The sequence below is a fragment of the Bradyrhizobium sp. WSM1253 genome (genome assembly GCF_000244935.1).
Taxonomy (GTDB): Bacteria; Pseudomonadota; Alphaproteobacteria; order Rhizobiales; family Xanthobacteraceae; genus Bradyrhizobium; species Bradyrhizobium canariense.
This window is the reverse complement of record NZ_JH600073.1, coordinates 7918840-7936799: the sequence shown is the minus strand read 5'-3', so window position 1 is coordinate 7936799 and position 17960 is coordinate 7918840. Positions and strand designations below refer to the sequence as shown.

At 64.8% G+C, this 17960-nt stretch carries 19 protein-coding genes; 4 read left to right on the top strand and 15 right to left on the bottom strand.

What is annotated here, in order from left to right; translation table 11 throughout:
* Positions 1–104 precede the first annotated feature (104 nt).
* Positions 105–818, top strand: coding sequence for a DUF599 domain-containing protein (locus BRA1253DRAFT_RS38475; RefSeq protein WP_007603224.1), 714 nt, complete (start codon positions 105–107; stop codon positions 816–818).
* A 1004-nt stretch (positions 819–1822) separates the two neighbouring features.
* Here the strand turns inward: BRA1253DRAFT_RS38475 and BRA1253DRAFT_RS38470 are convergent.
* The 4 genes from BRA1253DRAFT_RS38470 to mgtE all read right to left on the bottom strand — a co-directional run bounded on the left by BRA1253DRAFT_RS38470 (position 1823) and on the right by mgtE (position 5806).
* Positions 1823–2833, bottom strand: a complete 1011-nt coding sequence (locus BRA1253DRAFT_RS38470; protein ID WP_007603222.1) for a hypothetical protein — start codon at positions 2831–2833, stop codon at positions 1823–1825.
* A 49-nt stretch (positions 2834–2882) separates the two neighbouring features.
* Positions 2883–3701 (bottom strand): aldo/keto reductase, encoded by an 819-nt coding sequence (locus BRA1253DRAFT_RS38465; protein ID WP_007603220.1) that lies wholly within the window; start codon positions 3699–3701, stop codon positions 2883–2885.
* A 172-nt stretch (positions 3702–3873) separates the two neighbouring features.
* Complete coding sequence (locus BRA1253DRAFT_RS38460; RefSeq protein ID WP_035994747.1) at positions 3874–4221, bottom strand: DNA-binding transcriptional regulator; 348 nt, start codon at positions 4219–4221, stop codon at positions 3874–3876.
* A gap of 163 nt (positions 4222–4384) precedes the next feature.
* A complete protein-coding gene (mgtE, locus tag BRA1253DRAFT_RS38455) occupies positions 4385–5806 on the bottom strand; it encodes a magnesium transporter (protein ID WP_007603218.1) in 1422 nt (473 codons plus the stop codon).
* A gap of 116 nt (positions 5807–5922) precedes the next feature.
* Between mgtE and BRA1253DRAFT_RS38450 the strand changes: the two genes are divergently transcribed.
* Positions 5923–6696, top strand: coding sequence for a polysaccharide deacetylase family protein (locus BRA1253DRAFT_RS38450; RefSeq protein ID WP_007603217.1), 774 nt, complete (start codon positions 5923–5925; stop codon positions 6694–6696).
* Positions 6697–6887: 191 nt separating this feature from the next.
* Entirely contained in the window at positions 6888–8222 is a 1335-nt protein-coding gene (locus BRA1253DRAFT_RS38445) for a polysaccharide deacetylase family protein (protein ID WP_035994744.1), read from the top strand.
* A gap of 3 nt (positions 8223–8225) precedes the next feature.
* Here BRA1253DRAFT_RS38445 and BRA1253DRAFT_RS38440 read toward each other — a convergent pair whose 3' ends face one another.
* Positions 8226–8600 (bottom strand): hypothetical protein, encoded by a 375-nt coding sequence (locus tag BRA1253DRAFT_RS38440; RefSeq protein ID WP_007603215.1) that lies wholly within the window; start codon positions 8598–8600, stop codon positions 8226–8228.
* Positions 8601–8887: 287 nt separating this feature from the next.
* On the opposite strand from BRA1253DRAFT_RS38440, the gene BRA1253DRAFT_RS44830 reads away from it, so the two are divergent.
* The gene (locus tag BRA1253DRAFT_RS44830) at positions 8888–9145 is read left to right on the top strand and encodes a hypothetical protein (protein WP_007603214.1); all 258 of its coding nucleotides are present in this window, start codon (positions 8888–8890) and stop codon (positions 9143–9145) included.
* A 21-nt stretch (positions 9146–9166) separates the two neighbouring features.
* On the opposite strand, the gene BRA1253DRAFT_RS38430 is transcribed toward BRA1253DRAFT_RS44830, so the two are convergent.
* The 10 genes from BRA1253DRAFT_RS38430 to BRA1253DRAFT_RS38385 all read right to left on the bottom strand — a co-directional run bounded on the left by BRA1253DRAFT_RS38430 (position 9167) and on the right by BRA1253DRAFT_RS38385 (position 17849).
* Positions 9167–9355 (bottom strand): hypothetical protein, encoded by a 189-nt coding sequence (locus BRA1253DRAFT_RS38430; RefSeq protein ID WP_007603213.1) that lies wholly within the window; start codon positions 9353–9355, stop codon positions 9167–9169.
* An 11-nt stretch (positions 9356–9366) separates the two neighbouring features.
* Positions 9367–9696: a four-helix bundle copper-binding protein gene (locus BRA1253DRAFT_RS38425; protein WP_007603212.1), complete on the bottom strand. Its 330-nt coding sequence runs from the start codon at positions 9694–9696 to the stop codon at positions 9367–9369.
* Positions 9697–9797: 101 nt separating this feature from the next.
* Complete coding sequence (locus BRA1253DRAFT_RS38420; RefSeq protein ID WP_007603211.1) at positions 9798–10742, bottom strand: cation diffusion facilitator family transporter; 945 nt, start codon at positions 10740–10742, stop codon at positions 9798–9800.
* An 18-nt stretch (positions 10743–10760) separates the two neighbouring features.
* Entirely contained in the window at positions 10761–11666 is a 906-nt protein-coding gene (locus tag BRA1253DRAFT_RS38415; RefSeq protein ID WP_007603210.1) for an NAD(P)/FAD-dependent oxidoreductase, read from the bottom strand.
* The gene (locus BRA1253DRAFT_RS38410) at positions 11663–12739 is read right to left on the bottom strand and encodes a flavodoxin family protein (protein ID WP_007603209.1); all 1077 of its coding nucleotides are present in this window, start codon (positions 12737–12739) and stop codon (positions 11663–11665) included. Before BRA1253DRAFT_RS38410 ends, BRA1253DRAFT_RS38415 begins: the two co-directional genes overlap by 4 nt.
* Before the next feature lie 80 nt (positions 12740–12819).
* The gene (locus tag BRA1253DRAFT_RS38405) at positions 12820–13020 is read right to left on the bottom strand and encodes a hypothetical protein (RefSeq protein WP_007603207.1); all 201 of its coding nucleotides are present in this window, start codon (positions 13018–13020) and stop codon (positions 12820–12822) included.
* 2 nt (positions 13021–13022) lie between these two features.
* Positions 13023–13229 carry a hypothetical protein gene (locus BRA1253DRAFT_RS38400; RefSeq protein ID WP_007603205.1) on the bottom strand — a complete coding sequence of 69 codons (207 nt, stop codon included), beginning with the start codon at positions 13227–13229 and terminating at the stop codon, positions 13023–13025.
* 358 nt (positions 13230–13587) lie between these two features.
* Positions 13588–13839, bottom strand: coding sequence for a hypothetical protein (locus BRA1253DRAFT_RS38395; RefSeq protein ID WP_245286057.1), 252 nt, complete (start codon positions 13837–13839; stop codon positions 13588–13590).
* 96 nt (positions 13840–13935) lie between these two features.
* Positions 13936–14682 (bottom strand): Crp/Fnr family transcriptional regulator, encoded by a 747-nt coding sequence (locus BRA1253DRAFT_RS38390; protein ID WP_007603201.1) that lies wholly within the window; start codon positions 14680–14682, stop codon positions 13936–13938.
* Positions 14682–17849 carry a CheR family methyltransferase gene (locus BRA1253DRAFT_RS38385; RefSeq protein WP_007603199.1) on the bottom strand — a complete coding sequence of 1056 codons (3168 nt, stop codon included), beginning with the start codon at positions 17847–17849 and terminating at the stop codon, positions 14682–14684. The genes BRA1253DRAFT_RS38390 and BRA1253DRAFT_RS38385 overlap by 1 nt, the downstream gene beginning before the upstream one ends.
* Between the last annotated feature and the right edge of the window lie 111 nt (positions 17850–17960).

Genomic DNA, 17960 nt, shown 5'->3' with positions numbered 1-17960 from the left:
CGCCTTGAAGCGAGCCGCTTTTAACGCCATCGCCTGCCGCCAATCAATCGTTGCTGCACCTCGCCATGCGTGGCAAGCGTTGCGATCCTCTCCAGGAGACTGACATGAGCAGGCATTGGGTCGACATCACAGCCGTCGGCTTCTTCATCATCGAATGGCTGGTCTACGCCCTGACGCTGGAGCATTCGGCCTACGGCCGCGACAGCCTGTCGGCGCGCATGAACCGCTACCGCGAGGTGTGGGTGCGCCGGCTGCTCGACCGCGACGCGCGCATGGTCGACATGCAGATCATGGCCTCGCTGCAGAACGGCACCGCCTTCTTTGCCTCCACCAGCCTGATCGCGCTCGGCGGCGCGCTGGCGCTGCTGCACGCGACCAACGACGCGATCACGATCTTGAGCAAGCTGCCGATCGATCTCAGCACCTCGCCCGCCATGTGGGAGCTGAAATGCGTCGGCCTTGTCCTGATCTGCGTCTATGCCTTCTTCAAATTCGCTTGGTCGTACCGCCTGTTCAACTATGTCGCGATCCTGTTCGGCGGCATGCCGGCGGCCTCGCAGCGTGACACGCCGGAGGCCGAAGCTCATGTGATCCGTACCTCGCGCCTGTTCGAATCCGCCGGCCGCCATTTCAACCGCGGCCAGCGCGCCTTCTTCTTCGCACTCGGCTATCTCGGCTGGTTCGTCAGCCCCTGGGTGTTGTTCGTCACCACGGCAGCCGTGGTGATCGTGACCTGGCGGCGGCAATTCGCCTCGAGCGCGTGGGAGGCGATGGCGCCGGAGGTGGCGGATGGTGATGAGATGAAGCGCGGTCGTTGACTCGCGCGTGTCCCGCACGCGCTGCTGCGCTGAGTCCGGGGCACGAGAGCGGAGTGTGGCGCACGTTCTCTCCACATCGTCATTGCGAGCGCAGCGAAGCAATCCAGAATCCCTCGGCGGTAAGACTCTGGATTGCTTCGCTGCGCTCGCAATGACGGAGTATGAGGCGGTAGCGCCACTCTTCCAGCTCGCATCTTGAATTGTAGACACGCCTTTGCATCCTCGCGGCGCGTTTCGCCCGAGCTTTGCTTCGTCGCTCCACCCTCAAAGCCAAGAGGGCGCAGGGAAGGCCGGGTGCTGACCTCGCACCCGCGGTCCGCTGCGCGAAAAGCACACGCAGAAAAACCGCACAGCAGCATACAGGTGGTGCCAATCACTCGGCCTTCCCTGCGCGATGGTTGGACGGCTTATGCCGTGCTCTCCCGGGAGCCGAACTTTCCTTCTGGCCTCCCTCGCCTCGCGAATTGGATGATGCTGTCTGCCCGGTTGGGCTCGCACACATCTCCGCGAAAGCTTGACCGTAGCAACGACGGCCAGGACCACACGGTTTTGCCGTACGCGCATTCGCCATTTCGCCGCAGGGTTCGACGGCCTCGTGCACGTGACCATCGAAATACCGACGAGACGAACTTCACAGCGCCGCTCGTCCGCAGGCGGTTGCGGGCTCACAGGGACTACCCGCCCTGCCCGCACCTCTCATGCCGACGCTGCCGCGTCCACCGCAAGCCCGGCTCGCAATCAAGACGACAACGAGATCGCCCCTCAAGGATGAGCCGGGATGCGCGACACATACGCCAAAACCGAATTTCGGTAAAGCGGAATATATTTGCGTGAGCGGATTGACAGAGGAGCGACACAGGCGCGGTCGCGTAGCCCGGATGGAGCGCAGCGTAATCCGGGAAGGTGCGAAACGCAGCGCGAGCGGCCCTGGATTGCGCGGAGCCTGTCATCGGGCGGCGCTTCGCGCCGACCCGTTGGCTCCATCCAGGCTACTTGACTACCTGCTATCCGCCGAAATCCCGCGGGCTGAACGGCAGGTCCATCACCTTCCATTCCCCGTATTTGTCGGCCGGCAGCATCTTGTAGGGCTGGCAGGCCTGAAGCGCGCTCATGGCGGACTTCACGAGCGCCACGCCCTTTGCGGATGGCGGCGCTTCGATCAGGATCGGCTCGCGCGCCAGCGTGCCGTCGGTCGCGAGCACGGTGCGCAGCTTGATGTTGACGGTGTCGGTCGGCGCGACCCCAGCCGGCAGCTTGGCGCAGCTTCGCAAGTGACGACGCAGCTCGGCGATGATTTCGGCCGGCAGCTTGGCCGCGATTGAATCCTTGGCATCGCCGCCATCGTCCTTGGGGGCGTCTTTCGACAGCTCCGTCGGCAATTCCGGCGGCAGGCCCAGCATGACGCCGTACTTGACGGTGACGTCGGGCTCCGGCGCCTGATAGGCCGGGGGCGGCGCGGCCTCTGGCTGCTGCATCGCTTGTGGCAGGAGCTGTGGCGCCGGGGGCTGAGGTGGCTGCGGAGTCGCCTGAGGCGGCGGCGACTGCGATGGCTGAGGCTGTGGCTGTTGAGGCTGCGGTTGCGTCTGCGCATTCGCCTCGCGCTGCTGCTGCGGCGTCTGTGAAGGCTGTGGCTGCGGCTGTTTCTGCTGCGGCGGTTCAGGCGAGGCCTGCTGCTTTGAGGCTTGCTGCTTCGAGGATTGTGCCGCGGCCTGCTGCTTCGCCTCGGGCTTTGGCGCGGTTGCCGCCTTGTCCTTGTCGGTGAAATCCAGTTTCGGTAGTTTCAGGTCAGGGATCGGCTCCGGCGGCTTCGCCTTGAGTTTTTCTTCGGCCTTCTCCTCGGCCTTGGCCTCCTCCTGCTTCACCTGCTCCGGCGTCACGATGCTGACGGAAACCGATTCGGGCGGGTTGGCGTGAAACGGATGGACTTCGCTGATCACGATGATCAGCGCGACCAGCGTCAGATGGGCGATCGCCGACGCTGCAATGTCCGTCCGTATGATCTTCCGCAGTTCCATCGCCTGACTTCAGGTTGCCAAGCTGGTCCTAGCATACGGCAGCCCCCTCTCAATCCCATTTTGGCGCGAAGCCGAAATCGGTCAGGCGGCCCCTGGGACTGGCCAGCGCAGCGATCTGGGCCATCTCGTCATCCGAAAGCTCGAAATCGAAGATCTCGATGTTTTCCGACAGGCGTTCGACGCGCGAGGTGCGCGGGATCGCAGCGACATTCTGTTGCACCAGCCAGCGCAGGCAGACCTGCGCCGGCGTCTTGTGATGCAGACGTCCGATCTCGGCGAGCGTCTGGTCGGTCTTGATCCGCCCCCTGGCGATCGGGCTGTAGGCGACCAGCGCGAGCCCGTGCTGATCGCAGGCCGCCCTCACCTTCGCCTGGTCGAGATAAGGGTGGTATTCGACCTGGTTGCAGGCCAGCGGCTCCGGCGACAACGCCACCGCCTGCTCGATCAGCGCGACAGTGAAATTGGAGACGCCGATGTGGCGGGTCAGGCCCATGCGCTTGGCATGCGACAGCGCGCCCAGCGTCTCCTCCAGCGGCACGTGCGAATTGGGCCAGTGCAGCAGCAAGAGATCGACAGAGGGAAGCCGCATGCGCACCAGACTCTCCTTGACCGAGCGTTCGAGATCGTGGGGCGCGAAATGGTTGGTCCAGACCTTCGTCGTCAGGAAGATGTCGTCGCGGCGCACGCCGGAGGCGCGCAAGCCGTCGCCGACCTCGCGCTCATTGTCGTAGACCTGTGCGGTATCGATGTGGCGATAGCCGAGCCGCAGTGCCTGCTCGACCACACGCGCGCACATGCGCCCGCTCAGCTCCCAGGTTCCCAGCCCGATGGCCGGTATTCTTGCGCCATTGGTCTCGACGAACAGCATGAGGAATCCTCTCTGTCGCGGTCGCCCCAAATCATGATCCAGGCGTCACTATGAACCCGGCTGGCAACGCTGCCAACGGGCGGCACCGACCGCCGGGCCGGATCTTGCGCGCAATGCTAACGGGAGGTTCGCGCCAGACCTTGACGCCAAGCCTCGACGACAGGCCTTCAGCTCAGGCTTTGGCGAGCGCCTGGAACACGGTCTCGGGCGCATGCGCGATCACGGCGAGCAGCGCGCGGGCGGGTCCCCGCGGGGCGCGCTTGCCCTGCTCCCAGTTGCGGATGGTCTCGACGGGAACGCCGAGTTTAGCCGCGAACTCCATCTGGGTCAGGCAGGCGCGGCGACGCAAATCGCGCACGGCGAGCGAGCTGGCTTCGGCCGGCGCTGCGCTGGCCGCAGGCTGGATTGGCAAGGGCTGGATCGGAAAGGGCTGGATTGGAAACGGCTGGACCGGAAACTCCTGCCCATCCCGCAACTCGACGATCCGTCCGTCCGCCTTCAGCCGCACACGCATGCTCATTCCCCCAAGCGGGAACGATGATGCGGCAGCTCGCTTAAGTTCGGATTAAAGATGATGGCCAGTAGCCCGGATGGAGCGCAGCGCGATCCGGGGCATCTCTCGAGCCGACGCAGCGGCCCTGGATTACGCTTCGCTCCATCCAGGCTACGGATTTCAACAGCTCCTACCTCAGCCCGAACCATAAGGTCGCGATGCCGAGGAAGGAGAAGAAGCCGACGACGTCGGTGACCGTTGTCACGAACGTCCCTGACGCCACCGCCGGATCGGCTCGCACACGTTCGAGCGCCATCGGGATCAGGATGCCTCCGAGCGCGCCGGCGAAGAGGTTCACGATGATGGCGAGCCCGATGACCATGCCGAGGCCCGGGATCCTGAACCAGGCCACCGCCGCGATTCCCGTGATCACGGCAAAGGCGAGACCGTTGACGAGGCCGACCAGGCCCTCGCGCACCACCACGCGCCAGGCATTGGAGGAGCCGAGCTCGCGCGTCGCCAGCGCCCGCACCGCGACCGTCATGGTCTGGGTCGCGGCATTGCCGCCCTGGCTCGCGACGATCGGCGCCAGCACGGCGAGCGCTACCATCTTCTCGAGCTGCCCCTCGAACAGGCCGAGCACGGAGGACGCCAAGAAGGCGGTGGCGAGATTGACCAGCAGCCAGTTGAACCGTGCGCGTGCAATGGTGAACACGGTGTCGGACAGCTCTTCGTCGCTGTTGACGCCGCCGAGCGCCTTGAGGTCCTCGTCCGCCTCTTCCTCGATGACGTCGACGACGTCGTCGACGGTGATGACGCCGACGAGGCGGTCCTGGGTGTCGAGCACCGGGGCTGCGACGAGATTGTACTTGCCGAACATGCGCGCCACCTCCTCCTGGTCCTCCAGGACGGAGACGCGGCGGCGATCCTCGTCGGTCAGCTCGGCAAGCGCCACCGGGCGGCGGGCGCGCAGCAGCACGTCGAGCGAGACCGCGCCCTGCCAATGCTGCTCCTTGTCGACGACGTAGATCTCGTAGAAGCGGTCAGGCAAATCCGGCGTCTCGCGCATGTAGTCGATCGCCTGCCCCACGGTAAAATCCTGGGGCACGGCGATGAACTCGGTCTGCATCCGGCGGCCGGCGGAGTTTTCCGGATAAAGCAGGCTGCGCTCGAGCACGACGCGCTCCTTGAGCGGCAACTTCTCGAGGATCTCCTCCTGATCGGCCTGATCGAGCGTTTCCAGCAGCTCGACCGCGTCGTCGGATTCGAGCTCGAGCACACCTTCCGCGACCGTCTGCGGCGGCAGTTCCTCGAGGATCTCCTCGCGCACGCCCTCGTCGAGCTCGTTCAGCGCGGAGAAGTCGAAATCGCGCCCCGTCAGTTCGACCAGGCGGACCCGATCGTCAGGCTCGAGAGCCCCGATGAGATCGCCGAGATCGGCCTCGTGCAGTTCGGCAACGCAGGCGCGCAGCGCGGCGCTGTCGCCGGCCTCGATCGCATGGGCAATTTCCGCGACGAATTCGTGACGAATCTCGCCGTCTTCATTGCGCATCGGCACGTGGTCGAGTACCGATTCCGCAGCAGACGCGGCACCGTCCAGATGTTCATCCATGGCGCGCCTCGCCGTTCGACAGGTTGAAACGAGTGGTCTGAGCTGACGGTTCAGGCAATACCCACAAGGCAACTCTGAGCGCAATGACAAAGATGCTTCGATTGAGGTGGACCTCGATGTCGGCAGGCGCAGCGCTCGCCGCCCTCGCCGGCACCGCCTCGACTGAAGCCGCCGAGTGCCCGCGCAAGGACGCGCTCGGCACCTCCCGCATTCTGAGCGTCGACGCCAAGACCACGCCGCGCGTGGGCTTGAAGAGCTTTCCGCAGACGTTGCCGCTCGCCGATCACGAGGTCGTGCTGACCTTCGACGACGGACCGCATCCGCCGACGACGTCGAAGGTATTGGCGGCACTGGCGCAGGAATGCGTGCGCGCGACTTTCTTCCTGATCGGCCTGCACGCCTCCGAACACCCCGACATGGTCAAGCGCATCGCCCGCGAGGGCCATAGCATCGGTCACCACACTTTCTCGCATCCGTTCATGGCGCGGATCCCGTTCGACAAGGCGAAGAGCGAGATCGATCGCGGCATTGCCGCCGTCGAGCTGGCTCTGCACGGCACCTCGACAACGACGCCCGCGACCCCGTTCTTCCGCTTCCCCTATTTCGAAGCCACGCAAGCCGAGCTCGACCTATTCCAGTCCCGCGGCATCGTGGCGTTCGGGGCTGACCTGTGGGCCAGCGACTGGAACGAAATGACGCCGGAGCAGGAATTGAAGCTCGTCACCGAGCGCCTCGCCGCCGCCGGCAAGGGTATCATCCTGTTCCACGATCCCAAGGCGCGCACGGCCGCGATCATGCCGGCCTTCCTGCGGTATCTGAGGGAGAACGGGTATCGGGTGGTTCACATCGTGCCGGCGGGCACATCACAGAAGAGCGCCGACGCCCGTTGATGCCGGAATGTCACGCCGGCGCAAAATGGGGTGATTTTGGCCCTATTAACAGTCTGTTCATGCTACGCCATGCAAGTATCAAGGGGACTTGTCGCGGCAGAGTCCTGGGTAGCGGTTCCTTGCGCCTGAACCGTTTGCAGATGTCTCCGACCTACTATGGCGGCAATCGCGTAAGAGGGCAGACCGGGTTCATGATCGGAAGTAGCGTTGTTGCTCGGACGCGATCGTGGATCGTCCTTTGCCTTGGCGGATTCCTAGGCGGATTTTTGGGTGTCCTGACCATCGGCTCGCCGGCCATTGCGGCCGACTGCCCCGGCCGTCCGGACGCACTCGGCACGTCTCGCACTCTCGTGGTCGATCCGCACGAGCATCCCCGCATCGGCACCATGCAGTACCGCGAGACGCTGCCGCTGAAGGATCATGAAGTCGTCCTGACCTTCGACGACGGTCCGTTGCCGAAATATTCCAACCAGGTGCTGCAGATCCTCGCCGACGAGTGCATCAAGGCGACCTTCTTCATCATCGGCGAACAGGCCAAGGCGAACCCGGAAGGCGTGCGCAAGCTGGTCGCCGCGGGCCATACCGTCGGCACCCACAGCATGACGCATCCGCTCACAATGGACCGGATGCCGCTCGACAAGGCCGAGGCGCAAATCAATGGCGGCATCGAGTGGACATCGGCCGCAATGACCGATCCGTCCAAGCTCGCGCCGTTCTTCCGCATTCCCGGCCTGATGCGCGCCGACGGCGTCGAGAACCTTCTGATCTCGCGCGGCATCCAGGTCTGGAGCGCCGATTTCCCGGCCGACGACTGGCGCCATGTGTCCTCCGATCGCGTCTATCAGCTCGCGATCCAGCGGCTCGAGGCCAAGGGCAAGGGCATCCTGCTGCTGCATGACATCCAGGCCCGCACGGTGGCGGCCCTGCCGAAGATCATCCGCGACCTCAAGGCGCGCGGCTATCGCATCGTGCACGTGGTGCCCGCGACCGCCGAGCAGCCAGCGACGCCGACAACGCCGGTGGAATGGCTGCTGCATCCGCCGACCGAGACCACACCGATCGCGCGCTGGCCCGCCGTGCCGAACTTCGTGTTCGCGCAGACCAAGACGCTTCCGGCGCCCTCGCTGGCCGACCTCAACGCGCAGACCGCGCATCAGCCGCTGCTGCCGCGCAAGACCATGGCGCTCGCCGATGTCGCCGCCACCCTGCCCGTGCCCGCCCGCGATCTCTTTGCGATCCCCGAGGGCTCTGTCGAGGTGCTGCTGTCGACGACGTTGTCGCGGCGCGTCGCGACGCGCCTGGCAATGGCGGCCGAGACGCCCCGTGCGGCCAAGGGCAAAGCCGGCAAGGCGCGCGCTGCCCGCACCGCGCGCGCTGCTCATGGCACACCGAAGCATGCCGCAGAGACCGAGGGCACTGCCCCCAAGGGCACTGCCCCCAAGAGCACTGCGCCCAAGAGCGCCGCGCCAAAGAGCACTGCGCCGCGCCCGACCCGTGTGGCGAGCCTGAAGAAGCGCGCGCAGTAGAGCCTACTGTCGCATGATGTTGGCGACGCAGAGCAACACGATCAGCGCCAGGAAGAACAGGTCCATATAGGACTTGACCTCGCCGTCGCGCCGCAGCCGGGCGACGTCAACCACGACCTGCCTGCGCGCGTTCGTTCCGCCCGCGCCGTCATTGATCGGGCCCTGCAGCCGCTTGGTCTCGGCCTCCAGCCGCTCGATCTTCTGGTAGAAGTAGAAGGCCCGCAGCGTCGAAGCTGCGCGCATGCCGGTATAGATCAGCACCAGGATCGCGATGATCGCCCGGTTCTGGTATTTCTCCATTAAATTCAGGCTGAAATAGACCATCGCCATGAATGCGAAGTTGGTCACGAAGCGGTAGACGAAGCTTAGAAAGACCATGCGGGCTCAAGCCTTGAAGGGTAGTGCAACCGGACCGTGTTGCGAATGCGGGGATCAGGGGGCCAGACCGGAATAGCCGGCCCGAATGCCATGCAGGCCGGTCTACGCCAACTTTGTTTCACCAAAGATACTATTGCCCCGGCAATGCCGCCTTTTAGCCACGCCCGGCCATAATGCAAGCCGCAGGACGGCCGCCGGGCCCTCCGCGTGCCTGCTGGCTGCAACGGCTCCATGGAGATTTGGCGGAAGTCCCGATAGACTGGCGCCGCCACATATGGGGTCTGCCGATGCCGAAGAAGGGAATCACCGGCCACGACGACTGGGTTCTGACCGAGGCGCTGGCGACCGCGCTGGTCGCGCTGGAGCAGCTCGACACCAAGCACCAGCCGAGCGCGCATATGGACGACATCCGCAAGATGCTCTCGAACGGCAAGGAGCCGGCGGCGGTGAGCCTGCATCTCGCCCAGGCCAAATGCCGGCTGTTTCCCGACCTCGATCCGCTGGAGATCTACCGGGAATACGGCATCGGCGAGGAATATGGCTGAGGGCGCCGTTGACGGCCGGACTTAAGGCCCGCCGGCGACCGATCCCGCGATCACCATGACCAGCGCGGCCAAGTCGATCTTTCCGTTGACGATCAGCTCCTCCGAGGCTTTCGCATCGTCCGCGCGTTCGACCTTCAGCAATTGCGGCCGGTTGGCCGCCTGCCGCTGCAGCTCCTCGACGATGGCATCCGTGAGTTTCTCTTCCAGCATGGGCTTCGTCCTCAGGCCGCCATCGCACGACAGGATTGCGCGCAGGAGCGGCACATGGCGACGCACTCGTCCATGCCGCCGACCCGCTCGCAATCCTCGGCGCATTCGCTACAGATTTCCGCGCATTCGCCGCACGTATGCCGGTGATGCGGCGTGTTGATCAGCATGAAATGCGCCGCCGTCCGGCACATTTCGGCGCACGCCATCATCAGGCGGAAATGCTTGGGCTCGACGTGCTTGCCGCCGGTCTGGAGGCAATGGTTCATCGCGGTGCCGAGGCAGGTCTGGTAGCAGCTCATGCAGAGCGCGATGCAGCGCGTCATGTCTTCGGATTGAGCCATCCGGTTTCTCCAGTGCTCGCCCCCTGCCCCGGTCAACCAGGGGGATGTTGTGATCGTTCCTTCCGTCGTGCCGATTGTGACGCCCAGGGAACCTCGCAAAACTAGCCGTAGCGCCTCGCGCGCACCGCCCGGTAGCGAGCATCGGTCTGCGGCTTGATGAACAGCGCCGCCACGCTTGGATGGCGTTTGCGTATCTCGGTCTCTATCGCGACGACGCATCGCTCGATGTCGTCGGCGCGCTTGTCATCCGCAAATTCGATGCTGAGGGCCGCAACGACCTCGACCGGCGACAGCTGCACCGTCAGAAGGCCGTTGGCCCTGAGCACGCCGGGCGAACGCCTTGCGATGTCGAGGACCGATCGCGCAAGCTCCGGATCGGCAGGCTCGCCGATCAGCAGGCTCTTGCTCTCGCGCGCGAGACCGATCGACACGATCGCCAGCAATATCCCGATCAGGATCGAACCGATCCCGTCCCAGACCGGCTGGCTCAGCACTACGGCGGCCGCAGTGGCCGCCGCAGCAATGGCGATGCCGACCAGCGCCGCGCTGTCCTCGAGCAGCACCATGAATGCCGGAGGATCCTTGCTGCGAACGAAGGCCTGATAATATCCGAACCGCTGGCCGTCGGAGCCGAAGCGCCGCAGGGCAACCAGCCAGGAGCCGCCTTCAAACAGGAACGACAGCCCAAGCACCACGAAGCTGACGATCGGACTTTCGATCGGCTCGGGTGCGGCGACATGCAGAATGCCCTGATACAGCGAGACACCGGCGCCCAGCGCGAAGATCAGCAGCGCAACGATGAAGCTCCAGAAATACAGCTCGCGCCCATAGCCGAGCGGATGGGATTCGTCGGGCGAACGGCTCGCGCGCCGGTAGCCGTAGAGCAGCAGGATCTCGTTGGTGGTGTCGACGAGCGAATGCACCGCCTCGCTCGTCATGGCCGAACTTCCCGTCCACGCGGCGGCGCCGATCTTCGTGACCGCGACCAGGACATTGCCGAAGAGCGCCGCATAGACCGCGGTCTTCGAGGATGATTCTGTTGCCAATGTCCGATACCCCGCTCCTCATGCCAGCCGCCGCGGCAGGCTGTGGTGGATCGTGCAGGCGGCGACCGCGGCGTGGCCGAACGCGACCGAGATCTGGTGCAGGTCGGTGACGACGTCGCCGATGCCGTAGAGGCCGTCGACCGAGCTGCGCTGATGATCGTCGACTTTCAGGTAACCCTCCCCGGTATGTTGGGCCCCCAGATTCATCGCGAGATGCGAGCGCACCTCCGCACCCATCACCGGGTAGACCATCTCGAATTGCGCCGTCCGGCCGTTGGCGAAGACGGCTTCGACCCCGTGGTCTCTCCGCCTCAGGCGCAGGCCGGGCGCGACGACGATCTCGACACCCGATTCATTCAGCTCCGGTGCCGCGGCCTTCCCGTCATCCTCGCCCGTTGCCAGCAACGTCACGTCGCGCGAGTAGCCGCGCATGAAGAGCGCCTTGCCGGCGGCACGGTGAAGCGGACCGACGATGCCGATGCGACGGCCGATCGCCTCGTAGGCGTCGCAAACGGGGCAGTAGCGCAACAGCCCGTCTGCGACCGCCGCGCGCCATTCGTCGAACGGCGGATGGGCGTCGACGATGCCGCTGGCAAGGATGACGGTAGCAGCCGTATCCGCGCCGCCGTTCCAGATCGCCTGAAAACCCTGGTCGTCTCGCCGCAAGGCGGTGACTTCGGCGGCCACCCGCGTGACCGCGAGCTCGCCCAGTTGCGCGGACATGCGCGCGAGCAGGTCGGTGCCGGACAGGCCGTGGACGAAGCCCGGCACATTGTGACTGCGCGGGATCAGCGCCGCCCGGCTCGCGCCCGCGTCCACGACACAGACGCGGCGCCGAAATCGCGCGAGATAGATCGCGGCCATCAGCCCGGCGGGGCCGCCGCCGACGATCAGGCAATCATACGGCTGATCATTCGCCGTCATTTGGGGTTTGGATCCGACAGGCCCGCACCGGGCGCGCGAAGCTGTCCGCTCCGCGCCAGCCGGACCGCATTACCGAGCGCGCGCGCGACGTTCTTCACCTCCGTCTGGAATGCCCTGTCGTCATCGAGGTCGCGGTGCGAGGTGGCGTATGGCTCCATGTAGCCGACATAGCCATCGAGCTCGGCGAAGCGGCCCGCCGAGATCAGCTGCATGTCGGTCAACCAATCCGACAAAGCGCGGCGCACGCCCTCGGCACCGACCGCATCGCCGTGAACGACGAGGCCAAAATGACGGCCGGCGAGATGGCGCGGATAAGACCAGCCTTTCAGCTCCAGCGCCTTGGCTTCGGCAGCCTTCTTGCCGTGGGTCGAGGTCGGATCGGGATTGCCGCCGTCGGCGCAGACCATGCGATCCATCATCGCCTTGAGCCCGGCGGGCACGTGATACCAGTTCACCGGGGTCACGATCAGGATGCCGTGGGCCGCGACCCAGAGCGGATAGATATCGTTCATCCAGTCGTCGGTCTGCCCCAGCGAATAGTTCGGATAACAGCTGCACGGCCAGTGGCAGAGCGGCATCGCGGTTCCGACGCAGGATTTGCAGGGATGGATCGTCTTGCCGAACTCCGAAGCCAGGCGCGATAGATCGAGGACGTCGACGGCAAGCCCAAGCTCGGCAAAGACCGGCTCGGCGAGCTCGACCAGACGCCAGGTCTTGGACATCTCGCCGGGACAGGTGTGCTCGCTACGGGCCGAGCCGTTGATGATGAGGATGCGCGGCGTCTCGTCCGCGTCGTCATGGCGTCGCTGCGCCGCCAGGATCTTCGCGCGCGCATCGAGCCAGTCGACGGCGATGTCGTAATCGGGATCGGAGAATCCTGCGCCCGCCTTTCGCGTCAGCGGGGCCTTGCGTGAATTGCTGTAGGCATCCCAGGCCGCGCCGACGATGGCGTCGAGCTCGCGCTGGAGCGGTGCAAAGGCGGGATCGACGAACCGGCTCCGGTAGCGGCGCTCGAAGGCCTCGCGCGAGAGCTTGACGGGCGGCATCCCCTTGCGAATGTCGGCTTCCGTCATGCTGGCTCCTCGCGAGGTCGGTACAGTCCGACCAACCCGGGGCGCAGCGCGCGGTTCCTTCTCGCTCTCCTCTCGTCGCCCTACTGGCGGACAACTTCCGGCGGCACATCGAACTGCGCGATGCGCTGGTCCAGCCGCCACAGTTCGATGCGGTGCACCAGCACGAGCGAGGCGGCCTCGCGCTTGGCCTGCTCATCATTGTCGCAGACCAGGTTGATGCATCCAAACACATGCCCGTCCGGATCGATCTGGAACGCGCGGTAGTGCTTGATGCTCCGCATCGTCACCCTCCCCGTCTCGGGTATACGGGTTCGCTCAGCCAGTCCGTCAGGTTGGAGGTCACCTCGTTCTGCTTGGCGCGCCGAAGCAGCATGTCACGCTCCTTGCCGGGCGGCAGGCTGCGCGCGCGCTCGCGAGCGGCTTCGGCGAATGCCACCAACCGCTCCTGGAGCGATTGGGTCTGTTTCCTGCGGTTGCGTTTCGCGGTCATTGTACTTTCACAAAGCCCTTCAGATGGAAGGAATTGGGAGGAATTGGCCCCGGCGGGAGGTCGGCGCCGGGGCCAGAGTTTCGTGCCGGTCGGGGCGGCCCAGCCCGGCAGCGTTCACAGCTTCGGCCGCAACCGCAGGTTCCGGCATTTCAATAAGTTAACGGTGCGTGATTTTGCCGATGCGAAACGAAACGGCGAAGCATCACCCGGTCGCGGCCATTCGCAGCAAGGCGCAGCGCGAAGGCATTTCGCTCAAGCCCGTCAACCGCTCGCCTTACAACAGGCGATCCAAAGCAGCGAAGCGGCGCTGAGCGAGGCACCCATCCCGGCGCATGCTAGCGTTTGATGTCGTCGGCTCCTATTCCGACGGCACGCGGTGTCTGAGATCCTGCTGTTCCCGGTTGTCGCGAAGGGCCTTGAGCTCCGAGCGCAACATCGCGCTTTCCATCACCACCCGGCGCACCTCGCGCGTGGCGTCATCAAGCTGATCCGCGACCGCTCTGCGCTGCGCCCGGAGGGCGCGGCTCGCTTCGATCGCGCGCTCAGCGCGGGCAAGCAGGACGTCGTTCATCGAACGACGATAGAAGATTCGGGATGAAACCGCCTTCACGTAAGTTACGTCAATTACTCAAAACCAGCCATCCGCTCAAAAAACATCCGCGAACGCTAACCTGGATCAAGTATCTCGGAACAGCCGAGAAGACGCTTAGGCCCGTCGATAGAGTTGCAAATAGCTCGGCGAGAACAGCGCCGCGTCCTTGAGCGCATCGAGGTCGGTGATGGTCAGCGTGCGATCGCGCAGCACGATCAGGCCGGAGGCACGCAGCTCCTGAACCGTGCGGTTGAGATGGACCACCGACAGGCCGGTGGCGTCCGCAAGATCCATCTGCGTCACCGGCATCACGCAGGAATTGCCCTCGACCATCCCGACAGGACGCAGCCGCTCGATGATCTCGCAGAACAGATGGGCCACGCGTTCAAAGGCCACCCGGCGGCCGAGATTGATGGCCCATTCGCGCTGGATCGCGTTGTTGACGAGCGTCTCGCACCAGAATGCTTCCGCCAGCGCGCGGTCGGCCGCCACGAGACCTTCGAACCGCGCGCGCTTGATTTCGGTGTAGACGACCGGCGTCATCGCCGCGATGGAATGATCCATCACCGACAACAGGAACGCGTGCGCGTCGCAACTTTCGCCGGGGAAGAGAAAATTGACGATCTGGCGCCGGCCGTCCTCCAGCGTCTTGTAGCGGCAGAGCCAGCCCGACAGCACGAGGCGCACGCTGTCGACCGGATCGCCCTCCGAGATCAGATCCTCGCCCGCCCCTGCACGCTGGATTCCCTCCAGCATTGCGTATTCGAGCGAGGTGCGGGCCTCCATCGACAACGGCCTCAGCACGTTTAGCCGGCGAATGACCGGGTCCACCTGGCTGCGATCTAGCGTCGACAAGGGCATCAGTTGGCCACCGCCGGTGTATGAAACGCCCGCTTGCTGAGGGGCATGGTGATCGTGCATTCCAGTCCCCTCGGATTGAATGCCAACCTGGTCTGCCCCTTGAACTCGAACGCGAGTGTGCGCTCCAGAAGCTCGGCCCCAAATCCTTTGTGCGGTGGCGGCGCAACCGGCGGCCCGCCGCGCTCCCGCCACTCGAACACCAGCTCCGCCGGGTCGGTGCCCTGCTCGAGGCGCCAGGAAATCTCGATGCGACCTGTCGGCCGGCTCAGGGCGCCGTATTTCAGCGCGTTGGTTGCGAGCTCGTGAATGGCGAGCGCAAAGGTTTCCGCGGCCTTCGAATGAAAACGCACCGTGGGGCCGCTGACACGTACCTGCTCGCCTTCCCTGGCATTATAGGCCAGCAGCTCCTCGACGGCGAGGTATTCGAGATCTACTCCGCCCTCGGGATCGCGGGTCACCAGTGCCTGGGTTCGGGCGAAAGCGTTGAGCCGGCCATCGAGATGGGAGGCAAACTCCTCGACCGTCGAGCTCGTATCGGCCGTGCGACGAGCGATCGAGCGCACCACGCCGAGCGTGTTACGGACCCGATGCTGGAGCTCGGCCAGCAGCAGGCGCTGCCGCTCCTCGGCGCGGGTAATGGCAGTGACGTCGACGAAGGTGATGACGACACCGGCGATGAAGTTGTCGATGCTGCGATAGGGCAGGATGCGCACGATGTAGCGCGTGCCGCTGTCCGGCGCCCTCAGCTCGCGCTCGGCGATAACGAGCGTCCGCAGCACGCCGCGAATGTCGTCATAGAGGTCCTCGATCGGGATGCGCGCCTTGATGTGCGCGATGGGGCGGCCTCTGTCGGTTTCGACGAGATGCAGGACCTGCGTAATCGCCGGCGTGAAGTTCATCACGCGCAAATCGTTGTCGAGGAACACGGTCGCGATCTGCGTGCTCTCCAGGAAATTCTCGAGGTCGCTGGTGGCGCGCGTCAATTCCTGGACGCGGTGAGCCAGCTCGCCGTTCACGGTGGTCAATTCCTCGTTGACCGACTGCAGTTCCTCGCGTGACGTTTCGAGCTCTTCGTTCGCGGACTGAAGCTCTTCATTGAGCGACTGATATTCCTCGTTCGAGGACTTCAGCTCCTCGTTGGTGCTTTCGAGCTCTTCGATGGTTGCCTGAAGGCGCTCCCGCGTCGCCCGCAGCTCGCCTTCGATACGCTCGACATGCTCGGTCTGCACCAACGCATTGGGCTTGCCTTCGTCGGCACCGATGGCGCGCACCGGGCCGTCCTTGAACAGGACGACGAAATTGCGATCGCCGCTGCCGCCCTCCTGGATCGGCTCCACCGTGATGTCGACGGGAATGTGCTGGCCGTTGGCGCCGAGCTGAACCTGCTCGGCATGGGCGGGCTCGTTGCTCTCCGCCGCGCGGCTGAGCACCGCGCGCAGGTCCAGGCGGAGATCGCGATGGACGAGTTGGAGCAGATCGAGCGTGGCGGCGCCTGCCGTCGGCTCGATGTAGCGTCCGGTGCGCCCGGAAAAGTGCAGGACCTGAAAGTTGCTGTCGGCGATGACATAGGCGGGCGCATAGCGCTCCGCGATCCGCTGCGCGCGACGCTCCAGCCCGATATCAGGGCGGAAGGAGCGCGCCGGCGCTATCTCGAGGTTTGCCCTCCCCGCGGCGGTCGTGATCGGAAATTCCGGCGGCAGCCGGGTTCCGGTCTCGAGCTTCTTGAAGATGCGGGCGCGGCGGTCGACCGGTACGAACAGTTTTGGATGCCGCGTGACGTTCTCGGAATTGCCGAGGAACAGGAACCGATCCGGCAGAAGTGCGAAGTGGAATAGCGGGATCACCCGGTTCTGCAATTCGGCATTCAGATAGATCAGCAGGTTGCGGCAGGAGACGAGATCGAGCTTCGAGAACGGTGCGTCCTTGATGACGTTGTGCTGCGAGAAGATGCACATCTCGCGCAGCTCCTTGACCACGCAATAGGTATCACCCTCGCGCACGAACCAGCGCGCCAGGCGCTCGCCGGTCATCTCCGCTTCGATCTTGGTGCGATAGCGGCCGACGCGCGCAGCCGCCAGCGCCCGTCCGTCGATGTCGGTCGCGAAGATCTGAACCTGCGGTGGCGAGTCCATTTTGGCCATGTACTCGCGCAGGAGGATAGCGATCGAATAGGCCTCCTCCCCGGTGGCACAGCCGAGCACCCAGACGCGAACCTGCTGGCTCGCGTCCTTGCCTTCGAAGAGCCTCGGGACGATCTGGCTCTCCAGCACCTCGAATTCGCGGTTGTCGCGGAAGAATTCGGTGACGCCGATCAAGAGGTCGTTGAAGAGGTGCTGCGCCTCGTCCTGGTCGTTGCGCAGGAAATCGACATAAGCGGAAATGTCGCCGATCTGGACCACCTGCATCCGCCGCTGCACGCGACGCAGGAAGGTGTTCTGCTTGTAGCCGTGGAAATCATTGCCGGTCTTGCTGCGCAGGATGTCGGCGATGCGCGACAGCGAGGTCGCTGCAGCGGCCAGCACCTCGTCGAACCCCTGCTTCTCCTCCAGCCGGCGCAGATGACGGGCATAGACCTGGATGTGCTCGGCGATGTCTTCGGCGGTCAGCACGTAGTCGGCGATCGCGGCCGGCGTATCGGCGTCCTTCAGATGATCCGCCTCGTCGCTCGCGCCTTTTTCGGCGATGGCAAGGCCACCGTGGTCCTTCAGTGTCGCGGTACCCAGTGTGCCATCGCCGCCGATGCCGGACAGGATCACGCCGATCGATTGCTCGGCGCGTTCTTCCGCCAACGACACCAGGAAGCTGTCGATCGTGGCCCGCTCGCCGGGCGCCTGCTCGGCCGGGCGGACGCCGAAGCGACCGCCGTGGATCGTCGTGATCATCGCGGGCGGGCACAGATAAATCGTGCCACCCTCGATGGTCTGGTCGTTGCCGACGTCGGAAATCTTGCCACCGTGGGAATTTCGCACGATCTGGCGCAGCCGCGGCTCGTCGAGGGCCTCATGATGCTGGAACGCGAGCACGACGGCCTGGTCGGCGCTTACGGTCAGCCTGGAAAAGAACCGCTCGACACTATCCAGAGCTGTCGGCGCGGCGCCCACCCCGATGATCAGCGGAGACCTGGTCTGGCGCTCTCTTTCGACCGGCTGGTCGCCGATTTCATGCATGGTCTCGATAGCCTCATTCAGTGACGGGAACCAGAGGACGCCCGCTCGCCGGAAATAGCAGAATTGATATTATCCCAACAGGTGCAAGGCGGAAACGTCACGCTGCGTTCC

Excerpts from the sequence above, each read along its gene's own strand:
- BRA1253DRAFT_RS38445 (WP_035994744.1), top strand. The coding sequence starts at position 6,888 with ATGATCGGAAGTAGCGTTGTTGCTCGGACGCGATCGTGGATCGTCCTT.
- BRA1253DRAFT_RS38440 (WP_007603215.1), bottom strand. The coding sequence starts at position 8,600 with ATGGTCTTTCTAAGCTTCGTCTACCGCTTCGTGACCAACTTCGCATTC.
- BRA1253DRAFT_RS38415 (WP_007603210.1), bottom strand. The coding sequence starts at position 11,666 with ATGACGGCGAATGATCAGCCGTATGATTGCCTGATCGTCGGCGGCGGC.
- BRA1253DRAFT_RS38405 (WP_007603207.1), bottom strand. The coding sequence starts at position 13,020 with ATGCGGAGCATCAAGCACTACCGCGCGTTCCAGATCGATCCGGACGGG.
- BRA1253DRAFT_RS38475 (WP_007603224.1), top strand. The coding sequence starts at position 105 with ATGAGCAGGCATTGGGTCGACATCACAGCCGTCGGCTTCTTCATCATC.
- BRA1253DRAFT_RS38385 (WP_007603199.1), bottom strand. The coding sequence starts at position 17,849 with ATGCATGAAATCGGCGACCAGCCGGTCGAAAGAGAGCGCCAGACCAGG.
- BRA1253DRAFT_RS38390 (WP_007603201.1), bottom strand. The coding sequence starts at position 14,682 with ATGCCCTTGTCGACGCTAGATCGCAGCCAGGTGGACCCGGTCATTCGC.
- BRA1253DRAFT_RS38450 (WP_007603217.1), top strand. The coding sequence starts at position 5,923 with ATGTCGGCAGGCGCAGCGCTCGCCGCCCTCGCCGGCACCGCCTCGACT.
- BRA1253DRAFT_RS38460 (WP_035994747.1), bottom strand. The coding sequence starts at position 4,221 with ATGAGCATGCGTGTGCGGCTGAAGGCGGACGGACGGATCGTCGAGTTG.
- BRA1253DRAFT_RS38430 (WP_007603213.1), bottom strand. The coding sequence starts at position 9,355 with ATGCTGGAAGAGAAACTCACGGATGCCATCGTCGAGGAGCTGCAGCGG.
- BRA1253DRAFT_RS38465 (WP_007603220.1), bottom strand. The coding sequence starts at position 3,701 with ATGCTGTTCGTCGAGACCAATGGCGCAAGAATACCGGCCATCGGGCTG.
- BRA1253DRAFT_RS38400 (WP_007603205.1), bottom strand. The coding sequence starts at position 13,229 with ATGACCGCGAAACGCAACCGCAGGAAACAGACCCAATCGCTCCAGGAG.
- BRA1253DRAFT_RS44830 (WP_007603214.1), top strand. The coding sequence starts at position 8,888 with ATGCCGAAGAAGGGAATCACCGGCCACGACGACTGGGTTCTGACCGAG.
- BRA1253DRAFT_RS38470 (WP_007603222.1), bottom strand. The coding sequence starts at position 2,833 with ATGGAACTGCGGAAGATCATACGGACGGACATTGCAGCGTCGGCGATC.
- BRA1253DRAFT_RS38410 (WP_007603209.1), bottom strand. The coding sequence starts at position 12,739 with ATGACGGAAGCCGACATTCGCAAGGGGATGCCGCCCGTCAAGCTCTCG.
- mgtE (WP_007603218.1), bottom strand. The coding sequence starts at position 5,806 with ATGGATGAACATCTGGACGGTGCCGCGTCTGCTGCGGAATCGGTACTC.
- BRA1253DRAFT_RS38425 (WP_007603212.1), bottom strand. The coding sequence starts at position 9,696 with ATGGCTCAATCCGAAGACATGACGCGCTGCATCGCGCTCTGCATGAGC.